Genomic DNA, 17,452 nt, shown 5'->3' with positions numbered 1-17,452 from the left:
AATCGTATTATATATCTCTATTCGTTAATAAGAGATTTGATATTTCGGGTTATTTCACAACATTTAGCGATTTTTTGGGTATTGGAGAGGCTATCATCCAAAAGGACATTGACGATTGCCGAACCGACGATTACACCGTCCGCCCCCTGCACCTTTTCACGCGCAGTTTGTTCATTGACACCGAAGCCTACGTAGACCGGAGTTTTCGTATGGCGCTTGATCATTTCGAGTACCGGTGCCAAATCTTCGGCTTTTCCGCTGCCGGTGATTCCGGCATAAGCGACAAGGTAAATAAATTTGCGAGCCTCGGCCGTAATCGTCACTATGCGCTCTTCACCGTCAGTCGGAGCGACAAACGTGATATTGGCCAATCCTCGGTTTTCAAAAAGATTATGATAGTTTTTTGCCTCTTCGTAGGGGACATCAGGGATAATCAATCCGTTAATTCCTAATGTCTTTGCACGATCTAGCAGAGCTTCCATACCGTATTGATAAAACGGATTGAAATATCCCATCCATAATGTATCGATGTTCGGGGCTATGCTCGCAGATATATCCAGAAGATCAGCGAATCGGAATCCCGCTTCCAGCGCGCGCTCATTTGCCGCTTCGATAACGGGACCATCCGCAACTGGGTCAGAAAACGGAACACCGAGTTCCAAGGTATCAACACCGTTCTCACCCAGCGATAACGCCAAATCAACGGTAAAATTTTTATCGGGATAACCGGCAGTAATGTACGCTACGAGTTGTTTCACTCTTTCTCCATATCGGGTAAAATTAAAAGGGAAAAATGGACTTTGGCAAGCTCATTGTCCATTTTCAAATCTTCTTGCCACTGCATAAACATATCAGCAACACTGATAAGCCATGTGATGGTTTCATCATTGACAAGTTTATCACTTGTACGCAATTGTTCAAGGGCATCTTCTGCAAACGTAGCCAAACGAACCATGGGATCAATTTGTAAATAGCCTGATGCTGATTTGATATTATGAAAAATTCTAAACAACTCTTCAATACTTCGATGAAACCGTTCAGGGTTTCCCAAATCAACAATGAGGGATTCCATAATCTCTGTCATCATGGCGTAATGATCTAAAAATTCGTCAATGATTTCAAAGTCGAAATTAGCCTCTAGAACGCTTCGTATGCCCATAATGATGTTCTCCTGTGGTGATAAATTATAACCACCTTTTGTTTAATATCCCCTCTTAATTGCCATAGAATAGCTAGGCGAAACAAATTTTGGGTAAACTATCTACTTTAAATGATTATGGGATATATAGTATGAAAAAACTCTCTATCGGTTCGATTCAAAAACGAAAAGGAACCTTTCCTTTGGTGATGATCACCGCCTATGATGCCCTGTTTGCCCGTCTCTTCAGTGAGAGTGCCGATATCCTCCTCGTCGGGGACAGTCTCAATATGAGCTTCGGCGGCAATAACGATACATTAAGCGCAACGATGGAACAGATGATTTACCATACCCAAGCAGTGTGCAAAGGGGCTCCTGAAACCTTTGTCATTACCGATATGCCTTTTGGAACCTATACCGAAAAGGCCACGGCACTATCAAATGCACTTCGTATTTATCGTGAAACCCCTGCCGATGCGATCAAAATCGAAGGGGGAGCCGATAAAGCCTATCTCGTAAAACATTTGGTCGATAACGGCTTTGCGGTATGCGGGCATATCGGGCTCCTTCCCCAAGCCGTACGTGCAGAGGGGGGATATAAAGTAAAAGGAAAAAGCGAAGAAGAAGCGTTATCGCTTATCGCGGATGCTCAGGCAATCCAGCAAGCGGGTGCTTTTATCCTCGTCATCGAAGGGGTTAAAGCCGACGTTGCCGCGCGTGTTGCACAAAGTGTCTCTATCCCTGTTATCGGTATCGGAGCGGGAAACGGCGTGGATGGTCAAGTACTGGTCTTCTCCGATATGCTAGGACTGTATGAGCCGTTTGTTCCTAAATTCGTCAAACAATATATGAACGGTGCGGTATCCGTTAAAGAAGCGACCAAAACCTATGCCAATGAGGTCCAAAATCGCTCTTTTCCCGATGAAAATTATGTCTATTAGGAATTTTTAACGTGGAACGCATTATAGAAATCGAAAAATTTGACGCCGAAGAAATCACCGAGACCTCATTACGCCCCAGCGCATGGAACGATTATATCGGCCAAGAGCAGATCAAAAAAAATCTTGGGGTCTTTATAGAGGCAAGTTCCAAACGGGGCGAAGCCCTCGATCATGTCCTCTTTTACGGCCCTCCCGGTTTGGGAAAAACGACGTTGGCTCTCATCATCGCGAATGAGATGGGGAGCAATATCAAAGTAACCGCCGCCCCCATGATCGAAAAGAGCGGTGATCTCGCCGCCATCCTCACTAACCTCGAAGAGGGGGATATCCTCTTTATCGACGAAATCCACCGCCTCTCCCCTGCGGTCGAGGAGATCCTTTATCCCTCAATGGAAGATTTCCGTCTCGATATCATCATCGGTTCGGGACCTGCGGCGCAGACCGTCAAAATCGATCTTCCCCGTTTTACCCTTATCGGTGCGACAACGCGTGCGGGGATGCTCTCAAACCCTCTGCGCGATCGTTTTGGAATGAATTTTCGGATGCAGTTTTATACCCCCGATGAGCTCTGCGCCATCATCACCCAAGCCGCATTAAAACTCGGAAAAAGTATTGATAAAAATGCCGCCATAGAGATCGCTAAGCGCTCCCGAGGAACTCCCCGTATCGCCTTGCGTTTATTGAAACGGGTCAGAGACTTTGCCGATGTCGCGGATGAAAATACGATTTTGCATGAACGCTCCCGCTACGCTCTCGATCAGCTCGGAATCAATTCCAACGGTTTTGACGAGATGGATATCCGTCTCCTTAAACTTCTGATGGAAGCCAAAGGGCGTGCTATGGGTCTTAGCACAATTGCTGCGGCACTCAGCGAAGATGAGGGGACGATTGAAGATGTACTAGAACCCTACCTCCTCGCCAACGGCTATCTGGAACGGACGGCACGCGGACGGGTCGCAACCGCTAAAACGTATGAACTGCTTAAATTCGGTATCCCTAAAAACGGACTGTTTGAGTAGTCTATGAGAAAAGAGTACTTTACCCTGACCCTTTTGCTCATTGTCTCCTATGGGATCTATGTGTTATACGAGCCGTTTTGGATGAGTATTGTCGTGGCATCGCTCTTGGCAATCTCAACACACCACATACAAATGGCTTTTCTTAACCTAACCCATAGCCGTTTTTGGGCCTCGGCACTGTCGACTCTTTTATTGGGAATTCTCTTTTTCGCACCGCTGGGGTACTTTTTGTTCCATATTTCCGTTATGCTACAGAATCTCGACCCCGCGATTATGCATACGATGGAGATCAAACTCCGCATGTGGGTAGAACATCTCCCCCCTTCGCTTTCGCGCGTCGAAGCAAAAATTGAAGCTGCCTTGGTTAAATTCGATCCTACGGCACTTAGCCAGCACATCATCGCCTATGCTTCCCAAATGGGAAGCTTTGCCATGTCGTTTCTCTCCGGAACTCTTTTTATTTTGATTTTCTATTTTATCGCCCACTATTACGGGAGGGATATTTTTGAATTTTTCAAACGTTCCGCCCATTTTCCACAGCAAGAGAGTACCCTTATAATATTTGAAATGCGTTCGGCGATGAGTGTCGTTTTTTACTCTATTCTCACCACAGCCGTATTCGAAGGGGCATTATTCGGAATAGCGATAGGATACATGGGATACAACGGTCTGTTATTCGGAATCATGTACGGCTTTGCTTCTCTCATCCCTGTGGTAGGCGGAGTGATCATGTGGCTGCCGTTTGCCCTGTTTGAACTCTCGCAGGGGCATACGGAAAATGCCCTCTTCATTACCCTCTACACAATTATCGTGATTTCGATCATTGCCGACACCCTTATCAAACCGGTCATCATCAAAATCATCAATCAGCATCTGCTCAAGCCTCAAGAAAAAATCAATGAACTGATTATATTTTTTGCAATTATTGCGGGACTCTCAACCTTCGGATTTTGGGGAATGATTATCGGTCCGGCTATCACGGTACTCTTTTTGACCCTCATGAAAATTACCTAGACTCAAACGGAAGAGCCGATTAACCATTAACGCCATTAACACTCTATTGGTAAAAGGTTAAGTGTTTTGGCGTATCATATCATCATACCAACCATGGAGAAAATCATGAAAAAAGTTCTTAGTATAGCGCTCATTCTTGGAGCCACAGCGTTAATGGCCTGCCCGATGCAAAACGGCGGAATGATGAAAGATAGCGGAATGATGATGAAGAAGTGTGAGTGCGATACCTCAAAACTTCCGAAACCTTTTGAAAAACTCGGCTTAAACGATGATCAAAAAGCACAAATCCAAAAAATTCGTGAAGAGGGAAAAGCGTTCCATAACCAGCAACGCGAAAAAATGATGGCGGTACTCACTCCGGAACAACTGAAAACTTTTGAAGCGAACGCCCCTAAAATGTGTCCAAAACAAATGCCGATGAAAATGCAAGCAAAAATGCCAGAAGGCGGAATGGGTTGCAAAGAGTGTGATAAAAAGTAATTTTGTATGATTAAAATCCTCCTGATAGAAGACGACCTCGAAATCTCCGATCTGCTAAGTCAGTATCTGAGCCGTTATCAGATGGAGGTTATTTCGTATGCCCATCCCAAAGCGGCACTGGCCTCTTTGGGAATCGAATCGTACGATTTGGTTTTACTCGATCTTACTCTGCCCGATATGGATGGGTTGGATGTATGCAAAGCGCTTCGCGAACGGAGCGATATTCCGATCATTATCTCCTCGGCTCGGAGTGATTTGGGAGATAAAGTAATCGCACTCGAACTCGGTGCCGATGACTACCTCCCCAAGCCCTATGAGCCCAGAGAGCTTGTTGCCCGAATACAAAGTCTCCTTCGCCGTATCAACGGTAAAACGATCCAAGCCAGCAATGAAACCTTTCGGGTCGAAGAGAACGGTATTTATAAAGAGGGGGAACTCCTCCCGTTAACACGCGCCGAATTTGAACTTTTGGCACTTCTTATCAAGCACCGCCGCCAAATCGTCTCCCGTGACTTTATAGCCAATAACGTCGAATCAATCCAATGGGAGAGTTCGGAGCGCAGTATCGACGTTCTCATCAGCCGAATCCGCCAGAAGGTTGAAGCCAATCCGAAACATCCCACCCTCATCCGATCCATCCGCGGCATGGGATATCAGTTTACCCTATGATTTCACGTCGACATTCGGTTTTTTTTAAACTCCATTCCTTCTTTTTTTTAGCCATTATCGTTTTGATACTGCTGTTTCTCTCGGCATTAGGTGAGCAGGAACAACAAAAAGTTCATCTTCTTACCCACCGCTCTATGGAACTTTCCCGTATTATCGATGAGACTAAATCGATAAGCTGCATGAAACAAAGCAAAGAGCTTAATGACGCGGGATTTAAACTCATTGACAATAAAACACCCCAATGCAAACCGATCGCACTTCCGCCCCCGATGCTGTCCAAACTCCGATCTCGCAATGTGAGCGTCACCATCTACAAAGATGATGAGGGATTCGTATACGCACTCTCTCGTGAGCACTGTACGATGTATTATCGGGATATGGCAGAGGAAACAACCTATTATTTCGTATGGTTTTTATTTTTCGCTCTGTTGGGGGGGCTTGTGAGTATGTATTTGCTGCTATGGAGCAATCTCAAACCCCTCAAACATTTGTATACACAAATCCAGCGATACGGTGAAGGGGAAGAGATTATCGATATCCACAGCCGCGGCAAAGATGAAATCGCACTCATCTCAAATGCACTCCACGATGCGTTAGAGAAACAGAACAAACTCAAAAAATCGCGTGAACTTTTTCTGCGTAATATTATGCATGAACTCAAAACGCCGATTACCAAAGGGAAATTAATAGTGGAGCTTGAAGAGCCGAGTCCTAATCGCAATTTGCTTGCAAAACTCTTCAATCGACTCGAGCACCTGATTCACCAAATGGCAGAGATTGAGAAAATGCACGCTTTTGCCATCTCTAAAAGTTCAATCCGTTTGGATAGCATGGTGCAAACGGCAATCGATAACCTGATGATTGAGCAGGAGCTTGTCCAGATGAGCGGATGCACTCAACGCATCATTGTCGATCGTTCTTTATTTACAAGCGCGCTTCAAAATCTGATTGACAATGCCCTCCGGCATGCAACCGTATTACCGATCCATATCAACTATGACGGAAAGACAATCTGTATCCGAAACAGTGGAGAACCGCTCAAACGTCCTGTTGAAGAGGCTTTACAGGCATTTGTAACCGAACGCGGCGAGGGAGGGCTTGGACTAGGCCTTTATATTGCCCAATCGGTCGCCGATCTGCACCAATTTAAATTGAATTACCGCTACGAAGAGGGAGTCCATATCTTTTGTATTATCTTTTAGGAAGAGAGTTTTTAGCCCACATCCATACTAAAACCGATACAGCTGCCATCGAGAGACTGAGTGCCATCCCCAGCGTCATCCACTCACCGAGGATATAGCCGATCTGCGGATCGGGAGCACGATAAAACTCTACAAAAGCACGGCCGATGCCGTACAAAAATCCATAAAGTAAAATCAGTTCCCCCTCGAATGCTCTGCGATGTCGGTAGAGATAGATAATTGCAAAAACGACAATCCCCTCAACAAACGCCTCATAAAGCTGTGAAGGGTGGCGGAGAGTATCATAAACATAAATCCCCCACGGCACATCCGTTGCCCGTCCGACAAGCTCTTGATTGAGAAAATTTCCGATCCGTCCGAACACATATCCCAAGGGTACCGATACGGCCACCAAATCCATCAACAGACCAAACGACACTTTATGTCGGCGGTGATACATATACGAACCGATCAAAAAGCCTAAAATCGCTCCGTGAAAACTCATCCCCCGTATCCCGACAAACTGCCCGTCGATAAACGGATTAAAAATCTGCCACGGTTGGGTGAGATAGTACATCGTATGGGTATCGTAAAAGAGGATATACCCTAAACGGGCGCCCAAGATTACCCCGATCTCAGCATAGATAAAATAATCGTCCAACTGCTCTTTGCTAATTACTATACCGTCTTTTTTAACAATCCATTTGGCAATAACCAGAGCGCTTAACAGTGCCAGTACATACATCAGTCCGTACCAGTGCACGGGGATCGAGATAATATTAAAGGCTACGGGATTAAAATGCTCGTATATATGATTCCAAAATTCCATTAAAACGTTACCACTTTCCAGTCACTTTTCAGTGCCTGTGTCAAAAGCTCTCCCGTATGGGTCGGTTCAATCCCCATTGCACGAAGCTCTTCGCTCACACCGTAATCGTCACTGCATACGACACACGCCGAAGCTTTTACTCCACTCTCTATCACTTTTGCAACCATTGCTTGCAGTTCAGTGTTTTCAGCCAATAGCTTCGCTGAAGGACCCCACACCATCAGGTGAGCTTCATCCCAATAGCCGCGCGGTAAAATAACGCTTCCATAGAGCAATACGAGTTTTTTAGCAACTTCGATCTCTCCGCTGCTCCACACGATCAGGAGTTTATCCATTGCTATGACCTTTTTGGTGCTGACCCATAATTTGAGTCAAGACCTCCAAATTCTGATCCAATCGATACGCTTTCCCGAATCCCATCACAACACTGCCGCTTTGAGGAGAGAGATTAAAAAGATGAAAATCGCCCATTTGGGTCAGAGAGAGAACCAAATCGGTATCAAAATGGGCTTTAAACCGCTCAACTGCACGGAGGAAATCCTCTTCGTTCCGACCGACTTTACTCACACGTGCTTCAATCGTAACCCGCTTACGGGCAAAGGGCTGGATACATCGGGATTCATCTTCGGCAAACAGTAAAGAGACTTTGTCTGATGACAAAAGATTTCGCCCATGTTGCGCAACGGTGCTGATAAGGATATAAAAATTGTTCCCCAGACGAACATACGGAGCCGTACTTGCGTGCGGTTCTCCCTCGGGAGTGAGTGAAGCTATCACAAGGGTTTGAAACGTCTCTAAAAATGACTCAACTTCCATAGTCGTCATTGTCGCAGTGCCTCGGCAATCAATTCAATCGGGTTTTTAAAGACGACATCCAATTCAGCTTCATTCATTGAATTATTAATCTGCATACGGCATGCACTGCACTCCGCAGTGACCACTTGTGCCCCTGTTTTGGCAATCATGGCCGCTTTGGGTTTTCCTGCGGCCTGGGCAAAATGGAAATTTTCCGTCTGCATTGTCACCCCTCCGAAACCGCAGCAGGCATTCGGATCGCTCATCTCGGTGATCGTATAATTTTGAGCGATGAGAGAACGGGGTTCTTTGTATATTCCCTGCATTTTGCGAGCATGACACGGATCGTGATAGGTAACATTCAGATCGCTTCGTCCACGGCTTGCCAACAGCGCTTTAAGTTCCGTTTTCTGCTCCAGCCACTCCGTCGCCATAAAAATTTTAGACTTTAGTTTTTTAGCACGTTCCAGCCATTCAGGCTGATCGTGAAAAAAGTGCTCATAATCGATTTTGATCATCGCACTGCAGGTTGCTTCGGGGATAATGATCGCTTCGACCTCATCCATAAAGCTCTCAAAATAGACAATGTTCTTTTTGGCATTATGATCGACGGTTGCAAAATCACCCGTAAAATAAGCCGGGGCTCCGCAGCAAAGCTGTTTTTTCGGAATAAACGCATCAACGTTCAACGCTTCCAAAATCTCCAAAAGTCCTTTGCCGATCTCAGTGTAGTTGTAATTTGCCAGACATCCGATGAAAATGGCGACACGGCGTTGGCCCCCGTTAGGGATATTTTCGGGATAACTGTTGAGAAAGGAGGTTTTCCCCATTGAGGGGAGAAGTCGGTCTTTTTTAATGATCGGAAGATTAAAGCGCGGCTGCATCGAGTTAATCTCCCCTTTGATCTTGAATCCGCAGGTTTGAAATACATATCCGAGCTTAAAGAGGATATCCATTGTCATCCGGTGACGGAGCAAATAGAAAAATGCCCGCTTAAACCAGGCAATACCGTATTTGTCAGCGATATCGGCACGAACCTGTTCAATCACCATATCGGTCGGTAGTGCTTTAGGACACACATCGGTACAGTTGGTACACAAAAAACAGCTCTCAAAAATAGCTTTGGCATTTTTGTCCAGCTCTAATTGACCCCGCTCATAGGCTCCGAGAAGATCAATAAATCCGCGAGGAGAGGTGACCTCGTCGGCATTAACATTGTGAATTGTACATACAGGGATACATTTTCCGCACTTGATACACGCATCTGAAGTTTCAGTAAAATTAAACAGTTCTCCTTGTCGTGTCATATCACACCGTCTTGCTAAACGCTTTATCGCTGGCGGTATGACGCTTCATATAAGCATCAAACGCCATTGCAATATTTCGAATGAGCAGTGTTCCGGTAGGAGAGCACTCAATCGTTGTCGGTGTAATACTCAAGAGTTCATCCGCTTCGTAAGCTTTTAGAGCCTCAATCGCATCGGCAAAATAGTCGTTAAACTTCACACCGTACAGCCGTTCAAATCGAGGAATATCGAGTTTGAAATTACTCATCAGCTCCATAATGACATACTGACGGATTTGATCATCTTCGTTCAGTCCAACACCGCGCTCATACGGTAATTTACCGGCATCGATAGCATTCTCGTAGCTTTCCATATCTTTAAAATTTTGAGCATAATAGTCCGATCCCTCACCGATAGAGGTCAAGCCGATACCGATCAAATCAGCACCCCCTTTCGTCGTATATCCTTGGAAATTACGGTGTAATTGTCCTTTATCGATCGCCTTGAATAATTCATCTTCGGGTTTGGCAAAATGATCCATTCCGATCATACGATACCCTTGTGCCGACATATAATCAACGGTATAACGCATAATGGCAAGTTTCTCCGCCGGATGTGGGAGCGTTGTCTCATCGATTTTACGCATTGTTTTTTTAAGCCACGGTACATGTGCGTAATTGAAGACGGCAAATCGATCCGGATTGAGTGAGATGGATTGCTCTAACGTCTTTTTAAACGTTTCCAAACTCTGGTATGGCAATCCGTAGATAAGATCGACATTGACACTCACCATGTTATATTTACGGGCCAGATCCATCGCTGCCTTGGTGATATCGTACGGCTGAACACGATGGACGGCAACCTGAACTTTCTCATCAAAATCCTGAATTCCGAAACTGACACGGTTAAATCCGGCATCACTGAGGACTTTCATCTGCGCATCGTTAATATGGCGAGGATCGATCTCACAGCTGATCTCGGCACCCTGCGCAAAATTTTTAAAATGGCTTTTGATTGCCGTAATGATACGGTGCAATTGGTCAGCATCAAAAAAAGTCGGCGTCCCGCCCCCGAAATGGAGCTGAATAATCGGACGATTTACATCGATATGGGTACTTAAAATTTGAAGTTCGCGTACCAGGTAATCGATATAGCGCTCTTTTTTATCCTCTTTGGAGGTAAATACCACGTTACAGCCGCAAAAATAGCAGGCATTCTTGCAAAACGGCAAGTGAAAATAGAGGGATAACTCTCTCGAGGGGTCTTGTGCATGGAGCTTTGACAGATAACTGTCGTAATCAAAACTCTCGCTAAACTCCAATGCCGTAGGATAACTCGTATAACGCGGCCCCGGCTTCGAATATTTGGTAAATTTATCAAAATCAAGCATACTCATCCCTATCGGTCCCTGTGAATGACGCGATTATGCCCCTTTTGCGTTGAATAAAGGATAAAAAAGAAACATTATTCTTTATTAGCGGGGAAATATCACAAAATTTGCGCGCTTTATTATCTAATTTTGTAGACATTGTGATAAAATCATCGTACTATCACATAATATGAATGAGGATGAAGACCTATGATTAAAGTTCTTGTCGTTGAAGACGACGAAGTAACCGCAATAAATTTAAAAATGTCATTGGAAAAGCAAGGGTATGATGTCATTTCAATAGCTGACAATGCCGTTACTGCACGCAATAAAATCAAAATTTATAATCCCGATATCGCCCTCATTGACATCGGGCTGCAAAAAACAATGGACGGTATCGAGCTGGCTCAATACATCCGCGATAAAAATCAGCTCCCGTTTATCTATCTCTCATCGCATTCCGATAACGAGATGTTGGGAAAAGCCAAAAAAACGGAACCTTACGGGTACATCGTCAAACCTTTCGATCCGATCAATCTCCACACCACCATCCAAATGGCACTTTATCGCTTCAAAGAAGAGAAAAAACGTCATTCCAATATGGATGAATTAAAATCCGACCGCGAAGAGCTCGAAAAACTGGTCTATGCCAAAAAACTCTCCGATAAACCGATTGTCGAATTCGGTGACGGATATCGCCACGACACCGGGCTGGGAGAGACATTTTTTCAAAACCAGAAAATCAAACTCACTAAAAAAGAGAACGCTTTTATCCGCCTTTTGGTAGCACAGCTGGGAAGTGTCGTCGATTTTGAGCAGGCCATCAATTACGTATGGGAAACCAAAGGGGCAACCGATAACAGTGTCCGTACTCTCGTATGGCGGCTTCGAAACAAACTCCCAAGCGATGTCATTAAAAATGCTTCGGGTGTCGGATACTATTTGGAAGAATAGCCGTTATTTAAACCGTTTTTCAAACTCACTCCGAAGCACTTCATACGCTTCGGTAAAATCAAACTCATCCTCTTCTTCCGTCGCCGAAGACTCAATCACATACGAGAGTCGGGATAACTCGTCGAATCGAAAATTGGCGCTTGACCCTTTAATCGCATGGGAAATACACGCAATATTTTCATACTCCCTTGTCTCAATCGCACGTAAAAGTTCTTGAAGCGAATGCTCCATTTTTTCGCGATATATCCCCAGCAAATACTCAATCTGCTCTTCATCGAGCATCAGTGCGCTTTTGAGATGTCCCATATCAATATGCGCGTATTTGGAACTGCTTTGACTTCTCGACTCATACGAAGGCAACTCGATCGATTTAAAATAACGCTCAAACAACTGTTCAATCTCTTTAAGGACAATCGGTTTGCCTAAAAACGCATCATAGCCGTTTTGAATGGAGCGTTCCCGTGCCCCTTTCACAACATTGGCCGTCAAAGCGACAATCGGGGTATGCACTTTTGCGTTCTCTTGTTCATAAGCTAAAATAGCCGCCGTCGCTTCATTCCCGTTCATCCTCGGCATCTGTTCATCCATCAACACCATATCATACCGTTCTGATTGATAGGAGTCTAAGGCTTCCAAACCGTTAGAGGCGATCGTATAGGTCAGCCCGTAACGCTCCAAAATGATTTTTATCAGTTCCTGATTGGCTAGGTTGTCCTCCGCAACCAATACTTTTCCTTCAAAACCGGATCTTTTCTTCATTCCGTTCATACGGGGAAGATGCGTCCCATTAATCCCCAGAACATCACATAAAGCGCTTTGCAGCTTCGTACAATAGATAGGGAAGGTGAGAGGGACGATTGTCTCAACCGTGTCGTAACGATCGTCTAGAAAATCGAGAATCGCAACCGAGGGGATTTTATGCGTCATAATCATTTCTCGGGTAGTGTCATCCATCGAACTCTCTAAGAAGATGAGCAAATCACACGATTCTCGGACATCCTCAATGATTTGCACATCCAATCCGAAGTGATCCCAATAACGCTGGAGGGACTCAAGCTTATAACTTTCAGAGGGGTGATAGGCAAGAAGACCGAAACGAATCCCCTTAAACATCGAAACATCAAATTTGGAAATCTCGCACTCATTGTTGATGATGACGGGAATTTTTAACGTAAATAGGCTCCCCTCCCCGACAACCGATTCCAACTCAATTATCCCCCCCATATGAATAGCTAGCTGCTTACATATAGAGAGCCCTAAACCGGTCCCCCCGTTTGTTTTCATGCTCCCCTCATGCGCTTGAGAAAAAGCATCAAAAATCCTCTCCTGATCAGCCGAAGCAATTCCTATCCCCTGGTCGCGCACAGAGAGGGAAAGTATCCCCTCATCACATCGCGCTTCCACATGAATCGCACCGGTATGATGTGTAAATTTAATCGCATTACTCAGAAAATTTCCGACAATCTGTTTTATCCGCAATGCATCGGCAACAATTTCATAGGCAATCGTAGGGTCGATAAAACTGGTAAGGGTTATATTTTTAGAGTTTGCACCGGGGACAAAAAGCTCCATCGTATGCGATATCTCATCATGTATATTAAACGGCTGCGGATCGACTGTAAACTCCCCGCTGCGAAGCTTGGAAAAATCTAGAATATCGTTGATAATGTGGAGAAGATTTTCACCGCTGTTGGAGATAATATCGAGATACTGTTGATAACGGGGATTGATCGTCTCATCCCGCAAAAGAGATACAAATCCCAAAATCGCATTCAGCGGTGTCCGGATTTCATGAGACATATTGGAGAGAAAATACTCTTTGGCTTTGGAAGCATTAAGCGCTTCCTGCTCTTTTTGATAAATCGTATCGGTGTAAAGTTTTAAAACTCCCGAGAAATTCTGATCGAACAGATAACTGATAGAAGCAAAAATAGACTGATCGTTAATACCCAAACGGTACGTTGTATCAAGAACGGAACGTTTAAAACGGGTGCAGAGGAGAAAAAGTTCATCGGCACGAAGATCTTTATTTTTCAAATAATCGATCAGCTCCGCAATAACCGGACAATCTCCGATAATCATTTGACCGGAAACAACCCCCATAAAGTAATCAAAAACACTTCCGGCATACTGATCTTTAAAAAATACGATATCAATTCCGTGCCGTTCCAAAATCGAGGTACACAGCTCATCGGAGACCCAATCGCTTAAAATAGTCTCTTTTGCCCCAATAAGAACCGCTCTAGATTGAAACAGATTTGAAATATTCTGGGGGAGCATAGAAATTCCTTAAGAGGAAAAGTTTAAAACGATCACGTTTATTATTTTGGTGAAATCCAGAAAAATACGCCTAGACTGATAATGAGAAGCTGAAAAGCCAAAATAGCAACCGTCCCGATAATATTACCGATTTGACAACTCGTACACTGTTTATACTTTTTTCCTTCATACTGGGCATAAATGAAATAGACAACCATTAAAAGTATCACGCCGATTAGTGCATATTTATCGAGGGTATAGACCAAAGTGCGTAACTCGGGTGAAATGAAAAAGGGGAGAATAAAGGTGAATCCGACAAGAGCCAAAAGATATTTGGCACCCCGTTTAAAATAATCACGTACAAAAACCGTTGGGCATGACTCGCCTAGCTCATATCCGGCTTCTTGAGCTTGTTTTTGTAATATCTTTTCGGCTTCTTGTCGTCCCTCTTTATTCAGTTTATCCAGAAGTGTACCCCCGAACAACATATCCATTTTACGCTGTAATACCCGAGAAAAGCCCCCCTCCGTATCCAAATGCTGTAACTCTCCGAATCTGTTTTCATAGACTACTTTGATTCGGTCATGTCGTTTGAGTGTGGCTGTAAAATCGGGATAATACGCGCTTATCTCTTCAGCAATAACTTCTCCGTCGGTAACAAGAATACGAGGATTAATAAGTTCCAGCGGGCCATTCTCGGTTTTGACGATGATGGCGCAAGCCGGCACTGCGATTTGGATTGCCGCGATAGCATTCAGCTGATAATGCTCCATCGTATCGTGCATATTTTCTAAAAGCCTAAACAACTCATCATCAAATTTCCGAACATCGGCAGATACATACTTAATCCGCTCATCTGGGTAGGTGATCAATTCTTTAATCATAATAGGAAATCTTTCATAAGGGAGTATAGCCCCCGTAAAGGGGCTTTAAATTAGTGGCTTTTGCGAACAACAATCAACATTTTGATGTTGATCATGATAAAGCGGATAAACTGCCAAATTTTGCACGTACGCATTTTGATAACAAAATTTGTCGGTACCATGGTTGTAAAGTTAGCATCGTACGGTTTGACGTATTTTTCAATTTCATTCATAGTTTTTTTCTCCTTTTTACTTATTCAGGGATCAAAGTCCAGCCCGGATTGAGCTTGGCTTTATAAATAAACATGTGGTGAAGGATATGCTTGATCCAGTGACCTGCAAGTCCGATTTCACCGAAGGTGTAATCCAAATCACGTCCGATTCCCGGATATTTTTCAAAGTCAGGAACAACCGGATAAACGGTCAATGCCGCAGCAGTTCCGTCGAACAAACCTTTACCTGCTGACGCAACACACGCTGCACCCATCTCTGCCATAGAGGCTTCATGCAAATGCGCATCCGGCCCTTTTTTGATCAAATCACAAACACTGTGCGCTACCGCTTTACCGATAATACCGCTTGGCATACCCGTACGCGGAGGTGTTGGGAAAATTTGAGTACCGTTCGGTGAACTCATCGGTTTAGAGATCGGATGCGGAGGAGCAAACGCGATACCTGCAGCGAAGAGATTTTTGTACGTTGGATTTTGATACGTACGAGGCCAGTCAGACGCTTTCCAATTCTCGTAAGCACCTGCATTGTAGTTCGCATCAACTTTCATGAAGCCGTTCGGTGCAAATACGGTAGCTGTGATATCTTCACCCGCTTTGTCATAGGCTTTAAGGCCTACTCCGGCGAAAGGTGGAATCAACATCGCGAAATCGAATGACTCTTCTCCCATTGTACCGTCAAGAAGTTCATACGAAACTTTCCCTTTTTCAACTTTGTTAACGTGAGCACCGATCAACCATTTGACACCGCGCTCAGAATACAAAGATTCTGCGAAAAGACGTGAAGAAGCCGCGTAACCGCCGCGTTTCATGTGTAGCCCGCCGATACCGAAGTCACCGAGGAATGATTCGTTAGAGATCCATTGGATATCTGCCAAATCACGTACTCCCGCTTTGCGAAGTTCATGTTCGATGTTGAAGATGTACTCGAACGCCGCACCTTGACACGTACACATACCGTGACCGGTTCCGATGAGGAATTTTTGACGCTCCCCTTTTTTCATTTTTTCGATAGATTTTGCAAACTCATGCGCCGCATGGTCTGCATGATCTGCCGTACATACGGAAACGGTAAATTCACCTAAACCGTTAGCATCTCCAAGACCCGGAGTAGCCGCGAAGTTAAGTTTTGGTCCGGTAGCATTGATAAGGTAGTCGTACGTAACGTCTTCACTTTGTCCTACTTTGCTTTGTCCGGTATATTCAATCGTTACAAACGGCTTATCGCTGCTTGCATTTCCTTCAGGATTAAGGCTTACAGCTTTTGCTTGTTTATACGTGATTCCTGCTTTTTGATACACGGGAGCAAGGTCAAAAGTAACCTCTTCTTTAGACATTTGACCGACTCCAACCCAAATATTTGATGGGATCCAGTTCCATTTTGAGTTAGGGGTAACTACTACCACCTCATGTTCTTTTCCGAGCCAATCTGCCGCGAACGTTGCTGCAGTATGTCCGGCGACACCGCCACCGAGGACGACTACTCTTGCCATTGCTTCTCCTTCGTTTAATAATTCCATAAAAGTCGATTATAACCCTATAACATCACAATTATATCACATCCTTAAAATGAACCTTGCATTTAAGACTAAATTTATTACAAAAGCAGTCAATGTTACATTTTTTCACAATCTTATTGATTTATTATCCATTTGAGAGAGAAAAATAAATTCTAGTTATGACGAATAAAATATTTATCTATATTGACTTTAAACGCCATTGCTAATATAATTACCTCCAATAGCTAAAAACATACCTGTTATTTGTATTTTTGTAAGGATAAAAGAGTGCGAAATGTTCTCATTATAGGCGGAGGAATCGCCGGTGTCGAAGCGGCAATTTATTTTAAAAAAGAGGGATTTGAAGTTGAACTGATCAGCGATAGAAGTTCTCTGTACATTTATCCTATCTCCATCTGGATTCCGGTAGGGACGAGCACCTTTGATGATGTCACATTGTCCCTCGACAAACTTGCCGCACGCCACGGCTTTACCCTTACCGTTGATCGGGTTATTTCGATGAACGCCGCTACAAAAAGCATCCTCCTTGAAAATGGGGGTGAACGCAATGCCGAGCATCTGGTAATTGCCATCGGTGCAGGCAAAATGAAGCATTCCGGACTCGAAAACACGCTCTCCATCTGCGGAGCCCCCGAGCAATCTCTCCAACTCAAAGCAAAAATCGATGCAGTGGTAAAAATGGGAAAGGGAAAAATCGCTTTCGGCTTCGGAGGCAATCCGCATGATTCCAGCGGGGTGCGAGGGGGACCTGGATTTGAGCTTTTCTTCAATCTCCACCATCACCTTAAAAAACTCGGTATTCGGGACAACTATGAAATGACTTTTTTTGCTCCGATGCCGCAACCTGGCGTACGGATGGGGGTAAAAGCGCTTCAGATGATGGAGACGATGTTTAAACGCAACCG

19 protein-coding genes are annotated in these 17,452 nt (G+C 44.4%); 8 read left to right on the top strand and 11 right to left on the bottom strand.

Going from position 1 to position 17,452, the window contains the following annotated elements:
- Positions 1-17: 17 nt before the first annotated feature.
- Together trpA and Q0C19_RS02305 are read right to left on the bottom strand one after the other, a co-directional pair.
- Positions 18-758, bottom strand: coding sequence for a tryptophan synthase subunit alpha (gene trpA, locus Q0C19_RS02310; protein ID WP_295052456.1), 741 nt, complete (start codon positions 756-758; stop codon positions 18-20).
- Complete coding sequence (locus tag Q0C19_RS02305; RefSeq protein WP_295052454.1) at positions 755-1,159, bottom strand: Hpt domain-containing protein; 405 nt, start codon at positions 1,157-1,159, stop codon at positions 755-757. Before Q0C19_RS02305 ends, trpA begins: the two co-directional genes overlap by 4 nt.
- 131 nt (positions 1,160-1,290) lie before the next feature.
- On the opposite strand from Q0C19_RS02305, the gene panB reads away from it, so the two are divergent.
- The 6 genes from panB (at position 1,291) to Q0C19_RS02275 (ending at position 6,463) form a co-directional block, all read left to right on the top strand.
- Positions 1,291-2,079, top strand: a complete 789-nt coding sequence (gene panB / locus Q0C19_RS02300; protein ID WP_295052452.1) for a 3-methyl-2-oxobutanoate hydroxymethyltransferase — start codon at positions 1,291-1,293, stop codon at positions 2,077-2,079.
- A gap of 11 nt (positions 2,080-2,090) precedes the next feature.
- Positions 2,091-3,098, top strand: a complete 1,008-nt coding sequence (ruvB, locus tag Q0C19_RS02295) for a Holliday junction branch migration DNA helicase RuvB (protein ID WP_295052450.1) — start codon at positions 2,091-2,093, stop codon at positions 3,096-3,098.
- Positions 3,099-3,101: 3 nt separating this feature from the next.
- Entirely contained in the window at positions 3,102-4,112 is a 1,011-nt protein-coding gene (locus tag Q0C19_RS02290; protein ID WP_295052448.1) for an AI-2E family transporter, read from the top strand.
- Positions 4,113-4,217: 105 nt separating this feature from the next.
- Complete coding sequence (locus tag Q0C19_RS02285; RefSeq protein WP_295052446.1) at positions 4,218-4,592, top strand: hypothetical protein; 375 nt, start codon at positions 4,218-4,220, stop codon at positions 4,590-4,592.
- A gap of 6 nt (positions 4,593-4,598) precedes the next feature.
- The gene (locus Q0C19_RS02280; protein WP_295052444.1) at positions 4,599-5,261 is read left to right on the top strand and encodes a response regulator transcription factor; all 663 of its coding nucleotides are present in this window, start codon (positions 4,599-4,601) and stop codon (positions 5,259-5,261) included.
- A complete protein-coding gene (locus tag Q0C19_RS02275; RefSeq protein ID WP_295052442.1) occupies positions 5,258-6,463 on the top strand; it encodes an ArsS family sensor histidine kinase in 1,206 nt (401 codons plus the stop codon). The genes Q0C19_RS02280 and Q0C19_RS02275 overlap by 4 nt, the downstream gene beginning before the upstream one ends.
- On the opposite strand, the gene lgt is transcribed toward Q0C19_RS02275, so the two are convergent.
- The 5 genes from lgt to hemN are packed head-to-tail and all read right to left on the bottom strand — an operon-like array spanning position 6,453 to position 10,742.
- Positions 6,453-7,271 (bottom strand): prolipoprotein diacylglyceryl transferase, encoded by an 819-nt coding sequence (gene lgt, locus Q0C19_RS02270; RefSeq protein WP_295052440.1) that lies wholly within the window; start codon positions 7,269-7,271, stop codon positions 6,453-6,455. The genes Q0C19_RS02275 and lgt overlap by 11 nt on opposite strands.
- Positions 7,271-7,606, bottom strand: coding sequence for a DsrE family protein (locus Q0C19_RS02265; RefSeq protein WP_295052438.1), 336 nt, complete (start codon positions 7,604-7,606; stop codon positions 7,271-7,273). Before Q0C19_RS02265 ends, lgt begins: the two co-directional genes overlap by 1 nt.
- On the bottom strand, positions 7,599-8,096 hold the full coding sequence (locus Q0C19_RS02260) for a pyridoxamine 5'-phosphate oxidase family protein (protein WP_295052436.1): 498 nt from the start codon (positions 8,094-8,096) through the stop codon (positions 7,599-7,601). Before Q0C19_RS02260 ends, Q0C19_RS02265 begins: the two co-directional genes overlap by 8 nt.
- On the bottom strand, positions 8,093-9,373 hold the full coding sequence (locus Q0C19_RS02255; protein ID WP_295052435.1) for a (Fe-S)-binding protein: 1,281 nt from the start codon (positions 9,371-9,373) through the stop codon (positions 8,093-8,095). Before Q0C19_RS02255 ends, Q0C19_RS02260 begins: the two co-directional genes overlap by 4 nt.
- A gap of 1 nt (position 9,374) precedes the next feature.
- Complete coding sequence (hemN, locus tag Q0C19_RS02250; protein ID WP_295052433.1) at positions 9,375-10,742, bottom strand: oxygen-independent coproporphyrinogen III oxidase; 1,368 nt, start codon at positions 10,740-10,742, stop codon at positions 9,375-9,377.
- A gap of 189 nt (positions 10,743-10,931) precedes the next feature.
- Between hemN and Q0C19_RS02245 the strand changes: the two genes are divergently transcribed.
- Positions 10,932-11,675 (top strand): response regulator, encoded by a 744-nt coding sequence (locus Q0C19_RS02245; RefSeq protein WP_295052431.1) that lies wholly within the window; start codon positions 10,932-10,934, stop codon positions 11,673-11,675.
- A 3-nt stretch (positions 11,676-11,678) separates the two neighbouring features.
- On the opposite strand, the gene Q0C19_RS02240 is transcribed toward Q0C19_RS02245, so the two are convergent.
- The 4 genes from Q0C19_RS02240 to Q0C19_RS02225 are packed head-to-tail and all read right to left on the bottom strand — an operon-like array spanning position 11,679 to position 16,520.
- Positions 11,679-13,955, bottom strand: a complete 2,277-nt coding sequence (locus Q0C19_RS02240) for a hybrid sensor histidine kinase/response regulator (protein WP_295052429.1) — start codon at positions 13,953-13,955, stop codon at positions 11,679-11,681.
- A gap of 41 nt (positions 13,956-13,996) precedes the next feature.
- Complete coding sequence (locus tag Q0C19_RS02235; protein ID WP_295052428.1) at positions 13,997-14,818, bottom strand: peptide deformylase; 822 nt, start codon at positions 14,816-14,818, stop codon at positions 13,997-13,999.
- A gap of 50 nt (positions 14,819-14,868) precedes the next feature.
- Complete coding sequence (locus Q0C19_RS02230; RefSeq protein WP_015654318.1) at positions 14,869-15,030, bottom strand: hypothetical protein; 162 nt, start codon at positions 15,028-15,030, stop codon at positions 14,869-14,871.
- A gap of 20 nt (positions 15,031-15,050) precedes the next feature.
- Entirely contained in the window at positions 15,051-16,520 is a 1,470-nt protein-coding gene (locus Q0C19_RS02225) for an FAD-dependent oxidoreductase (protein ID WP_295052426.1), read from the bottom strand.
- A 294-nt stretch (positions 16,521-16,814) separates the two neighbouring features.
- On the opposite strand from Q0C19_RS02225, the gene Q0C19_RS02220 reads away from it, so the two are divergent.
- Positions 16,815-17,452 (top strand): FAD/NAD(P)-binding oxidoreductase (locus tag Q0C19_RS02220; protein WP_295052425.1); only part of this gene is annotated, 638 nt, incomplete at its 3' end.

It is taken from the genome of Sulfuricurvum sp., from assembly GCF_023250475.1.
Taxonomy (GTDB): domain Bacteria; phylum Campylobacterota; class Campylobacteria; order Campylobacterales; family Sulfurimonadaceae; genus Sulfuricurvum.
The sequence above is the reverse complement of the archived record's forward strand: the minus strand, read 5'-3'. Positions and strand labels throughout refer to the sequence as shown.

Excerpts from the sequence above, each read along its gene's own strand:
- Q0C19_RS02305 (WP_295052454.1), bottom strand. The coding sequence starts at position 1,159 with ATGGGCATACGAAGCGTTCTAGAGGCTAATTTCGACTTTGAAATCATT.
- panB (WP_295052452.1), top strand. The coding sequence starts at position 1,291 with ATGAAAAAACTCTCTATCGGTTCGATTCAAAAACGAAAAGGAACCTTT.
- Q0C19_RS02290 (WP_295052448.1), top strand. The coding sequence starts at position 3,102 with ATGAGAAAAGAGTACTTTACCCTGACCCTTTTGCTCATTGTCTCCTAT.
- Q0C19_RS02285 (WP_295052446.1), top strand. The coding sequence starts at position 4,218 with ATGAAAAAAGTTCTTAGTATAGCGCTCATTCTTGGAGCCACAGCGTTA.
- Q0C19_RS02280 (WP_295052444.1), top strand. The coding sequence starts at position 4,599 with ATGATTAAAATCCTCCTGATAGAAGACGACCTCGAAATCTCCGATCTG.
- Q0C19_RS02275 (WP_295052442.1), top strand. The coding sequence starts at position 5,258 with ATGATTTCACGTCGACATTCGGTTTTTTTTAAACTCCATTCCTTCTTT.
- lgt (WP_295052440.1), bottom strand. The coding sequence starts at position 7,271 with ATGGAATTTTGGAATCATATATACGAGCATTTTAATCCCGTAGCCTTT.
- Q0C19_RS02265 (WP_295052438.1), bottom strand. The coding sequence starts at position 7,606 with ATGGATAAACTCCTGATCGTGTGGAGCAGCGGAGAGATCGAAGTTGCT.
- Q0C19_RS02260 (WP_295052436.1), bottom strand. The coding sequence starts at position 8,096 with ATGACGACTATGGAAGTTGAGTCATTTTTAGAGACGTTTCAAACCCTT.
- Q0C19_RS02255 (WP_295052435.1), bottom strand. The coding sequence starts at position 9,373 with ATGACACGACAAGGAGAACTGTTTAATTTTACTGAAACTTCAGATGCG.
- hemN (WP_295052433.1), bottom strand. The coding sequence starts at position 10,742 with ATGCTTGATTTTGATAAATTTACCAAATATTCGAAGCCGGGGCCGCGT.
- Q0C19_RS02245 (WP_295052431.1), top strand. The coding sequence starts at position 10,932 with ATGATTAAAGTTCTTGTCGTTGAAGACGACGAAGTAACCGCAATAAAT.
- Q0C19_RS02240 (WP_295052429.1), bottom strand. The coding sequence starts at position 13,955 with ATGCTCCCCCAGAATATTTCAAATCTGTTTCAATCTAGAGCGGTTCTT.
- Q0C19_RS02235 (WP_295052428.1), bottom strand. The coding sequence starts at position 14,818 with ATGATTAAAGAATTGATCACCTACCCAGATGAGCGGATTAAGTATGTA.
- Q0C19_RS02230 (WP_015654318.1), bottom strand. The coding sequence starts at position 15,030 with ATGAATGAAATTGAAAAATACGTCAAACCGTACGATGCTAACTTTACA.
- Q0C19_RS02225 (WP_295052426.1), bottom strand. The coding sequence starts at position 16,520 with ATGGCAAGAGTAGTCGTCCTCGGTGGCGGTGTCGCCGGACATACTGCA.